General features: G+C 62.7%; 1 pseudogene. It reads right to left on the bottom strand.

The annotated features are described in order from the left end of the window. A pseudogene (locus AC1DGP_RS35370) lies at nt 1-322 on the bottom strand (IS481 family transposase); the annotation flags it as partial. Nucleotides 323-389: the final 67 nt, after the last annotated feature.

The following is a 389-nucleotide window of genomic DNA, read 5'->3' as shown; positions in this document are numbered from 1 at the left end:
GTTGGAGGCAACGGTGCAGGGCGCTGCGGCTGAGGCCGGGGATGGTGTCCTTCAGGCAACCCAGCACGTCGTCCAGCGGCAGCAGTGTCTTCTGCCGGAAGGCCACGACGATGGCTTCCTCGGCCGGCGTCAGCACCGTACTTCGAGGGGCCTTCGGTCCCATGGGCGCATCGGATGTGGTGGTCCTTTTGCGCCACTTGAGCACAGTCTTCGGATTCAAGCCGTAGCGGTCGGCAAGGGCCCGGCTGCTCTCTTTCGACCCTTGGAGCTCGGCTCGAACACGCGCCGTCGTGCGGGCGCTGCCATGAAGAACGCTTCCCATAATGCATCCTCCTCCTGACGACTCAGGATCGATGATGCACCATCAGATTTCGGGACTACACATCTAG

This window comes from Allobosea sp. 05T433, from assembly GCF_056396065.1.
The sequence above is the reverse complement of the archived record's forward strand: the minus strand, read 5'-3'. Positions and strand labels throughout refer to the sequence as shown.